This window comes from Alcanivorax sp. HI0083 (genome assembly GCF_001635175.1).
This window is the reverse complement of the sequence record NZ_LWFX01001551.1, coordinates 1-510: the sequence shown is the minus strand read 5'-3', so window position 1 is coordinate 510 and position 510 is coordinate 1. Positions and strand designations below refer to the sequence as shown.

Annotated in this window: 1 protein-coding gene; it reads left to right on the top strand. The window is 57.8% G+C overall.

Translation table 11 applies throughout. From position 1 onward, the window contains the following. On the top strand, nt 1-510 hold a 510-nt coding region (locus A3754_RS23240), incomplete at both ends, for a radical SAM protein (protein ID WP_156497173.1).

The following is a 510-nucleotide window of genomic DNA, read 5'->3' as shown; positions in this document are numbered from 1 at the left end:
CTGGGATTGCTGCGTGGGCTCGGTTTTAATCGCGTCAGCCTGGGTGTGCAGGATCTGGATCCGCGTGTGCAGAAAGCGGTCAATCGTGTCCAGCCCTATGAGCTGATCCGCGATACCATGGCATGGAGCCGTGACTTTGGTTTTCGCTCTATCAATACCGATCTGATTTACGGCCTGCCCTGGCAGTCTGAATCGAGTCTGGCACGCACGCTGGAGCGGCTGCTGCCACTTCGGCCAGATCGTATCTCCTTGTACAACTATGCCCACCTGCCTTCACGGTTCAAGGTTCAGCGTCAGATCCAGGAGCAAGCCCTGCCCGGCCCGGAAGAGAAGCTCGGCATGCTGACCCGTGCCGGAAAAATGCTTCAGGAGCAAGGCTACCGATATATCGGCATGGACCATTTTGCGCTGGAAAACGACAGCCTGTCCGTGGCACAGAAAAACGGCCTGCTGCATCGCAATTTCCAGGGCTACACCCTGCATGGCGACGCAGACCTTTTGGGGCTCGGC